General features: G+C 65.7%; 9 protein-coding genes. 6 read left to right on the forward strand and 3 right to left on the reverse strand.

The window, feature by feature from the left end:
• Nucleotides 1-19 precede the first annotated feature (19 nt).
• Nucleotides 20-424, forward strand: coding sequence for a DUF1499 domain-containing protein (locus GEV05_13710; GenBank protein ID MPZ44434.1), 405 nt, complete (start codon nt 20-22; stop codon nt 422-424).
• A gap of 15 nt (nt 425-439) precedes the next feature.
• On the opposite strand, the gene GEV05_13715 is transcribed toward GEV05_13710, so the two are convergent.
• The gene (locus tag GEV05_13715; GenBank protein ID MPZ44435.1) at nt 440-1,087 is read right to left on the reverse strand and encodes a response regulator; all 648 of its coding nucleotides are present in this window, start codon (nt 1,085-1,087) and stop codon (nt 440-442) included.
• Between the two features lie 149 nt (nt 1,088-1,236).
• Between GEV05_13715 and GEV05_13720 the strand changes: the two genes are divergently transcribed.
• The gene (locus GEV05_13720) at nt 1,237-2,655 is read left to right on the forward strand and encodes a histidine kinase (GenBank protein ID MPZ44436.1); all 1,419 of its coding nucleotides are present in this window, start codon (nt 1,237-1,239) and stop codon (nt 2,653-2,655) included.
• Between the two features lie 89 nt (nt 2,656-2,744).
• On the opposite strand, the gene GEV05_13725 is transcribed toward GEV05_13720, so the two are convergent.
• The gene (locus GEV05_13725; GenBank protein MPZ44437.1) at nt 2,745-2,888 is read right to left on the reverse strand and encodes an entericidin A/B family lipoprotein; all 144 of its coding nucleotides are present in this window, start codon (nt 2,886-2,888) and stop codon (nt 2,745-2,747) included.
• Between the two features lie 200 nt (nt 2,889-3,088).
• On the opposite strand from GEV05_13725, the gene GEV05_13730 reads away from it, so the two are divergent.
• On the forward strand, nt 3,089-4,330 hold the full coding sequence (locus GEV05_13730) for an MFS transporter (protein MPZ44438.1): 1,242 nt from the start codon (nt 3,089-3,091) through the stop codon (nt 4,328-4,330).
• A gap of 92 nt (nt 4,331-4,422) precedes the next feature.
• On the opposite strand, the gene GEV05_13735 is transcribed toward GEV05_13730, so the two are convergent.
• A complete protein-coding gene (locus GEV05_13735) occupies nt 4,423-5,637 on the reverse strand; it encodes an MFS transporter (protein ID MPZ44439.1) in 1,215 nt (404 codons plus the stop codon).
• Nucleotides 5,638-5,943: 306 nt separating this feature from the next.
• Here GEV05_13735 and GEV05_13740 point away from each other — a divergent pair, with 306 nt between their 5' ends.
• The 3 genes from GEV05_13740 to GEV05_13750 all read left to right on the forward strand — a co-directional run.
• The gene (locus GEV05_13740; GenBank protein ID MPZ44440.1) at nt 5,944-6,150 is read left to right on the forward strand and encodes a CsbD family protein; all 207 of its coding nucleotides are present in this window, start codon (nt 5,944-5,946) and stop codon (nt 6,148-6,150) included.
• Nucleotides 6,151-6,209: 59 nt separating this feature from the next.
• Nucleotides 6,210-6,794, forward strand: a complete 585-nt coding sequence (locus GEV05_13745; GenBank protein MPZ44441.1) for a hypothetical protein — start codon at nt 6,210-6,212, stop codon at nt 6,792-6,794.
• Nucleotides 6,795-6,916: 122 nt separating this feature from the next.
• Nucleotides 6,917-7,866: AI-2E family transporter (locus GEV05_13750; protein ID MPZ44442.1), on the forward strand; the 950-nt coding region annotated here is incomplete at its 3' end.

The following is a 7,866-nucleotide window of genomic DNA, read 5'->3' on the forward strand; positions in this document are numbered from 1 at the left end:
CTGCCCGGTCTCGAGCGCGATGACGTTTTCCGCCACACCTCCGGCCGATCTCGGTGTACGCGACGGCCGGCTCAAGCCCTGTCCCGAAACGCCCAATTGCGTGAGCAGCCAGACGCAGGGCAAGCACTACGTCGCCCCGCTCGCATTCGCGGATGCGCCCGATGCCGCGCTGGCGCGGCTGAAGTCGATCCTGAGCGGGCTCGAGCGCGTGCGCATCGTCGCCGAATCGGCGGGTTATTTGCGCGCCGAAGTGTCGAGCCGCGTGTTCGGATTCGTCGACGATCTGGAATTCCATGTCGACGCTGCGGCTCGCGTCGTCCACGTGCGCTCGGCCGCGCGCCTGGGTTACAGCGATTTCGGCGTCAACCGCAAGCGCATGGAACGCATCCGGGCACAGTTCACGCGAGCACCCCTCGTACCCTGACACCTTCCAATCGCGCTACTCCAGCAGGCCGTTGCTGATCGCGTAATAGGTGATGTCGGCGTTGGACTTGAGTCCCATCTTCTCCAGGATGCGCGCGCGATAAGTGCTGACGGTCTTCACGCTCAGACACAGCGCCGATGCGATATGGGTCGGCGTATGACCCTCGGCAAGCTTGCGAAAGACCTGGAATTCGCGCTCGGACAACGTTTCGTGCAGCTTCCTGTCGCTGGAGCGGCGCAGTTCGGTCGACACCAGCTCGGTGGCGGTCTCGCTCAAATATTTTCTGCCTCGCGCCACGACGCGGATCGCGTGCACCAGCGTGGCCGCGGCCGCCTCCTTCGGCACGTAACCGTGGGCTCCAGCACGCAGCAGATTGATCGCATAATGCGACTCGGGATAGCCGCTGAGAATCAGGACGGGCAGGCGCGGCTTGGATTGCCGGATGATGCGCAGGCAATCGATACCGTTCTTGTCCGGCATGGCGATGTCGAGCAGCACCACGTCGAAATCGTGATCGCGCACCAGGCGGATCGCCTCTTCGCCACTGGATGCTTCCGCATCCACGCGCATGTCGGGCTGATCGGAGATGAACTGCGCCAAGCCAGCGCGTACAATCGCGTGGTCGTCCGCGATCAGAATGCGAATGGGGAGGGTTGCGTTCATGCCGTTGCGCGCGCGCACCTGAAACCGCGTCGAGCCATACGAGCTATTATCGAACAGGCTTGCCGTGAACGAAAACGGGACAGGCGGCACGCTCCGACAATACTCCGGTACACCCGGCAAAACGACAGAGGGAGCAGGTGATTCTGGGATTGGACGCTTGGCTGACACGCTGGCGCAGGGAGCTCGCGCTGGGCGGCTGCCTGGTGGTAGCGGCGGGGATCCTGGTGGTCTCCGAGCTCGGGCATCGCAGCATCACCCATCGCTACCAGTCCGCCATGCAATCCATAGCCACGAGCGTGCGCCTCAATACCCTGTCGGCGCGGCTCGCGGACGCCGAAACCGGCCAGCGCAGTTTTCTGCTCACCGCCAAGCGCGAATACCTCGAACCGTACGAGGATGCCGTGCCGCAAATCCGCAAGCTGCTGGACGAGCTGCGTCCGCACTACGCGCTGCATCCGGATGCGGACGCCGAGAAAGTTTACGCCACCCTGATCGCGGCTATCGGTGCCAAGCTGGGCGAGATCGACCTCACCCTCGATCTCACCGAGCATGCGCGTATCGATCGGGCGCTCGAAATCGTCCAGAGCGGTGTCGGCCAGCGTACCATGGATGAGATCCGCTTCCTGCTGGAGGATCTTTCGCGGCGCGAGGACAACTCGGCGCGCACCATCGCTGAGGGTTGGCACGCGAGCCTTGCCTTGTCCCGGCTCGGAATCGCACTGGTCGCGGCCCTCAACGTGGTGCTGGTCGTTGCCCTGTTTTTCGGCTTGAAGCGCGACTGGCGTGTCTCCAATGAACGACAGGATCTGCTGAACCGCCACGTGCGCGAACGCACGCGCCAACTCGACTCGCTCGCTTCGCGCCTGCAGGAGGCTGCGGAAGCGGAACGCTCCGCGCTCGCGCGCGAGCTCCACGACGAGCTCGGGGCGCTGCTCACGGCGAGCAAGATGGATATCGCCTGGATTCGAGGACGGCTCGGAGAAGAACATGCAGCCTTGCATCAGAAGTTGGCGCGCGTGATCCAACATCTCGATCAGGGCATGGTTGCGAAGCGTCGCATCGTCGAAGGCCTGCGGCCGAGCACGCTGTCGACATTCGGCCTGGCCACCGCGGCGCGCGAGCTGACCGAACAGGTGGCGGAGCGCGCCGGCTGGGATGTGGAGTTGGAACTGCCGGAGATCGATCCGCAGTTGCCGGAGGAGGTCGAGATCGCGCTGTTTCGCGTGCTGCAGGAATCGCTCACCAATGCGACCAAGTACGCGCAGGCGACGCGCGTGCGGGTGCGGCTCGGATGCGAGCCGCTGCACTGCAGGCTGGAAGTCGAAGACAACGGCCGGGGCTTTCGTGCCGGCGAGATGCGCTCCGGCGCGCAAGGACTGTTCGGAATGCGCCAGCGCACCGAAGCCCGCGGCGGCAGTCTGCACGTGCTTTCCGCGCCCGGCAGTGGAACGCTCATCCGCGCCCTTCTTCCCGTGCAATCACCGCCTTGCTGGCGCTCGTCGCGCCCGCGCGAAAGCGTCCCGGTTGCGCCTGCGCCCGGCGACGCACACGGCATAGCGGGTGCGTGACCGGATCCGATGTTGCGGTCGACGTCGCTCGCAGTCTCGCGAGACCGGCCGGCACGCTGCGCCGGCGAGCGTGCCGGTTGCACCGATATCTACATACTTTGCTTCACGTCCTTAGCAGTGTCTTGCACCTTCTCACCGCCGCGCTCCAGATCGCGGCCCGCGCCCTCGATGGTGTTGCATCCCGAGGCCATGGCGGCTACCGCCATGACGATCGTCATTAACCAGATTTTCATTGTCTTCCCTCTCGTGCCGGATACTCGTCCCGGTGCAAACCGCCACCGAGCCCTAGCCGAGGCCGCGGTCCGTTCGGCAGGAAGGCATGCTCCCCGCAAATGGCACGGCGCTATCGTTCGAGCGCCATGCCGCACGGACCGTACCCGGCCCGGCGTGAAGCTTCAAGCGCCCGGCTAACGGCGCGCTTCTTTCGCTCCCGTTGCCATCCCTCGCTTCCACCGTCGCCGCATTGCGACACCGCGATTTCCGCTGGTTGTGGTGCGGCACCTTCTTTTCGACCGCAGCGCAATGGATTCAGCAGGCCACACTCGGCTGGGTGGTGTACGACATCACGGGCTCGGCGGCATTGCTGGGTGCAGTGCTTGGCGTGCGCGCGGTGCCCATGCTCGCCTTGGCGCCGCTTTCCGGACTGGTCGCCGACCGCTTCGACCGGCGCTACGCGCTGGCATTGAGCCAGGTTGCGCCTTGCCTGGTTTCCTTCCTGCTGGCCGGATTGCTCGCTTTCGATGTGGTGCAGGTCTGGCATCTTTTCCTGTTTTCGCTGGTCGGCAGCTCGGGCACGGTGTTCGAGCGCACGCTGCGCAACACCATGGTGTTCGACATCGTGCCGCGCGAGGAAGCGGCCAATGCGGTTGCCTTGAATACCATCGCGTTCAGCGTGACCCGGACGCTCGGGCCGGCGTTGGCCGGGATCCTGATCGCTGCGCTGGGGCCGGCATGGAATTTCGCGATTCAGGGCGTCACCTACGCCGGCGTGACGGCCAGTGTGCTCATGATCCGTCTCGCTCGCACACCTGCGGGGGCGCGTCCTGCGGCGGCGTGGCGAACGATGTTTGCGGGCTTGCGCTTCGTCGCTGCCCATCCGGCCGCACGCGCGATGGCGATCCTCGGCGTGGTGCCGCCGCTGCTGCTGATTCCGTCGTTCAGCGCCTTGATGCCGGTATTCGCGGCCGACGTGTTCGCGGTCGGGCCGGAAGGACTCGGGCTCATGCTCTCGGCGGTCGGCGCCGGCGGCGTCGTCGGCGGAGCGCTCGCCGCGACTCTCGCGCGCTATGAGCATGTCGCGCGCATGCAGATGTACGCGCTGGTTGCGTTCGCCCTCGCCTTGATCGCGTTCGCGTCGTGCGCCACGGTCGCGGTCGCGATCGTGTTCCTGGTGATCGCGGGAATGGCGGAGATGGTGCTGGCAGCGAGCACCACCACCAGCTTGCAGATGTGCGCCCCGGACGCGATGCGGGGTCAGGTGACGAGTGTGTTGCCGATGCTGCCCGCGTTCATCTCGGTCGGCTCGCTCATCGCGGGTATCGGGGCGCAAGCGATCGGGGCGCGGCCGTTCGTCGTCGTCACCGCGGTCCTGGCCGTGATGGTGTTCGCGCTCCTATGGCGGCGCTCCGCGGTGTTCCGTGGGTTGCGCATGTCGGCCTTGATCGCACGCCGCTAAAAGGGGCCGGCAACGAGATGCGCTGAGAGGGCCGGCGCCGACAGAACCGGCGCTCAGGCGGTGGCAGAGTGCGGCGCTGACAGGGCCACCGCTCAGGCGGTGGCGGTCCTGCCCGTCGGGCGCACGATCTCCCGATCGTCGATCGGCCAGTTCACGATTGCCGCGAATACCCCCGCACCAATGGCGATCGTCCACATGACGCTGTAGGAGCCTGTCTGGTCGAACAGGTAGCCGCCGAGCGCGACACCGACGAAGCTGCCGATCTGGTGTGAGAGAAATGCGAAGCCGCCGAGCGTGGACAGGTAACGCACGCCGAAGATGTGAGCGATGAGCCCGCTGGTGAGCGGCACCGTGCCGAGCCAGAGAAAACCGATGACCGCGCCGAAGAGATAGACGCTCGAGGGGGTAATCGGCAGGACGATGAAGACCGCGATGTTGATCGCCCGCAGAAAATAAAGCAGGCTCAGCAGACGCTTTTTGCTGAAGCGTGCGCCCAGCCAACCCCACGAATAGCTGCCGAAGATGTTGAACAGCCCGATCAGGGCGAGTGCGGTCATCCCGGTCTCGGGCGCCATGCCGCGATCGATGAGAAAGGCCGGGAAATGAACCGAGATGAACATCAGCTGGAATCCGCACACCCAGTAGCCCGCGCACAGCAGCAGGAAGCCGCGGTGGCCGAAGGCTTCCTTCAAGGCTTCGGGTATGGATTGCTGCGCGCTGCGCTCGCTCGCACGCGGCTCTTCGGCGAGCAGCATCGATAGCGGCGCCACCAGCGCCACCGTCGCCGCAAGCACCAGCAACGACTGTTGCCAGCCGAGCAGGTTGATGAGCACCTGGCCGTAGGGCAGCATCACGAACTGGCCGAAGGAGCCTGCCGCACCCGCGATGCCCATCGCGACGCTGCGCTTCTCCGGCGGGAAGATGCGGGCCACCACACCGAACACGATCGGGAAACTGATGCACGAGACCGCCGTGCCGATCAGCAAGCCGGCGGAGAAGGTGAGCTCGACGCCCGTGGTCGCGCCCGACATCAGCACCAGCCCCACCACGTAGAGCAGCGCCCCGCCCAGCATGACGCGCCCGGCGCCGAAACGATCCGCCAGCATGCCGGAGAACGGTTGCGCGATGCCGTAGACGAGATTCTGCGCGGCGAGCGCGAAGGCGAAGGTCTGCCGGGTCCAGCCGAGATCGCTCGTCATCGGCTGCAGGTACAAGCCGAACGAGTGCCGCGCGCCGAGCGCGAGGGTCATTGCGACCCCGCCCGCGAGCAGCACGATCGCGGGCGTGCGCCAGTTCTTCGCCGTCATGCGGCGATTCTAACCGAAGGCTCCGTGCACCGATGTGGCGCTTCATGCATCGGGTTATGACGACCGGAAGTTTACCCGTTCGCGCGCTGCGTTCGGCTAATGAGGATTCCAACTCCGGGTGTCAATTGCCCCGGCGGCTTGTGATTCATCCAAACCGCCTGCACACCGCCGGTCCCAAACAGTTAAGGATCATTGCGCCGCAAATGCCGCCGCCCGCTGATCACGGGCCCAGCACGTGCATCTGAGTGCTTGTGGCCCGCCTGTAGTCCTTAGGGCTCATGAAATCAACCACGGATGGAGACAACCATGAACTGGGATCGTGTGGAAGGCAACTGGAAGCAGATGAAGGGCGCGGTCAAGGCGCAATGGGGCAAGCTCACCGACGATGAGCTGGATGTGATCGCCGGGCGGCGCGACCAGCTTGCGGGAAAGATTCAGGAGCGCTACGGAATCGCGAAGGACGAGGCCGAGCGGCAGCTCTCCGAGTGGGAAGGCCGCCAGCGCGATTTCTGATTGGGGCTGCCAGCGCTCAATCCAATTATTGTTGCGATCGAAACGAGGAAGGAATCAGGATGAATACGATGCCATTGAAAGCGTTCGTTGCCGCCGCGGTCGGTCTGGCGTTCTGCGCTCCGGCTGCCGCCGCCGACACGATGACGCGCGACCAGGTGAATGCGGAAGAAAAGCGGATCGAGCAGCAGTACGACGCGGCCAAGCGCGCGTGCGATGGCCGCTCGGGCAACGCCAAGGACATCTGCATGGCGGAGGCCAAGGGCCAGGAGAAGGTCGCCAAGGCCGAGTTGAAGGCTCGTAACAAGGCAACCGCCGAGGCGCGCTATGAAGCGCGTGTCGCGCGCGCCGAGGCCGACTACGAGGTAGCCAAGGAGCGCTGCGACGACAAGGCGGGCAACGCCAAGGATGTCTGCGTGAAGGACGCCAAGGCGGCGCAAAGCAAGGCGAAGGCCGATGCCAAGGTGGCCCGTGCCTCGAACGAGAACGCGGACCGCGGGCGCGAGCGCGTCGCCGACGCCCGCCGCGAAGGCACGGCGGACAGCCGCGATTCACAGTATGAAGCGGCGCGCGAACGTTGCGATTCGCTCGCCGGCGCCGCGAAGGACCAATGCCAGCAGCGGGCGCGCGCAGAGTTCGGCCGCTAACGGTTGCTATCGAGCAGTAGCGCCGAGGCGGGCCGGGGCCGTCATGGTCCCGGCCCGTTTCGGCGCTTGCAGTTTGTGCGCAAGGCGCGGATTCGAACGCCCCCAGACGAAGCAGGGCGACCATGATTCATTCCGGCAGCAGCAAGACGCGTTGGGCGGGCGCCTTCTTCGGGCTGGGAACGCTTGCGCTCACCATTGCCATCCTGCATTGGGCGGCGCCGGTGCTGATCCCCATCGGCATCGCGGTGCTGCTCGCTTTCCTGCTCACGCCGGCCGTGCGCTGGTTCGAGAAGCATCGCATTCCACGCGTCGCCGCGGTGACCGCCGCCGTCCTCGCGGTCATCGTGTTGCTGGGCGGCCTCACCTGGGTGGTCGTGAAGCAGAGCAATGACCTGCTGGATACGTTTCCGCGATACGAAGACAACCTGCGCGCCAAGCTCGCCATCCTGCGCGGAGGGGAAGGTACGCTCTTCAGCAAGCTGCGCGACGTGGCGCGCAAGGTCGACAAGGAAATCAGCGGACCGCCAGCGGCCGCGGCCGGCGCCGACAGTGCGGATGCCGTGAAGGTCACGGTGGTCGAGCCGGACAATCCACTGACGCTCGATCGTCTGCCGGACTACGCAGCCTCGGCTGCGCCGGCCGCCGGCGGCACGGTGCTCGCGTTCGCACTGCTCGCCTTCATTCTCATGCGGCGCGAAGACCTGCGCGAACGCATCTTCGGCATCGCCGGTCGCAGCCGCCTGCCGATCACGACGCGCGCCATCGACGAGGCGACCGAGCGCATCACGCGCATGTTGCTCACTCAATTCACCGTGAACTCGTCCTTCGGCATCGCCTACGGGTTGGGCCTGTACGTCATCGGCATCCCGTTCGCGCCGCTATGGGGCTTGCTCGCCATCGCTTTTCGCTACGTGCCGTTCGTCGGCGCCATACTCATCGCCAGCCTGCCGTTCCTGGTGAGCGTGCTCACCATGCAGGGTTGGACGGGCCCGTTGCTGGTGATCGGCTGGTTCATCCTGCTGGAGATCGCGGTCATGGGGCTCGAAGCGTGGCTGATCGGCCCCGGGATCGG

Source organism: Betaproteobacteria bacterium (genome assembly GCA_009377585.1).
Taxonomy (GTDB): domain Bacteria; phylum Pseudomonadota; class Gammaproteobacteria; order Burkholderiales; family WYBJ01; genus WYBJ01.

Excerpts from the sequence above, each read along its gene's own strand:
- GEV05_13710 (MPZ44434.1), top strand. The coding sequence starts at position 20 with ATGACGTTTTCCGCCACACCTCCGGCCGATCTCGGTGTACGCGACGGC.
- GEV05_13715 (MPZ44435.1), bottom strand. The coding sequence starts at position 1,087 with ATGAACGCAACCCTCCCCATTCGCATTCTGATCGCGGACGACCACGCG.
- GEV05_13725 (MPZ44437.1), bottom strand. The coding sequence starts at position 2,888 with ATGAAAATCTGGTTAATGACGATCGTCATGGCGGTAGCCGCCATGGCC.
- GEV05_13735 (MPZ44439.1), bottom strand. The coding sequence starts at position 5,637 with ATGACGGCGAAGAACTGGCGCACGCCCGCGATCGTGCTGCTCGCGGGC.
- GEV05_13740 (MPZ44440.1), top strand. The coding sequence starts at position 5,944 with ATGAACTGGGATCGTGTGGAAGGCAACTGGAAGCAGATGAAGGGCGCG.
- GEV05_13745 (MPZ44441.1), top strand. The coding sequence starts at position 6,210 with ATGAATACGATGCCATTGAAAGCGTTCGTTGCCGCCGCGGTCGGTCTG.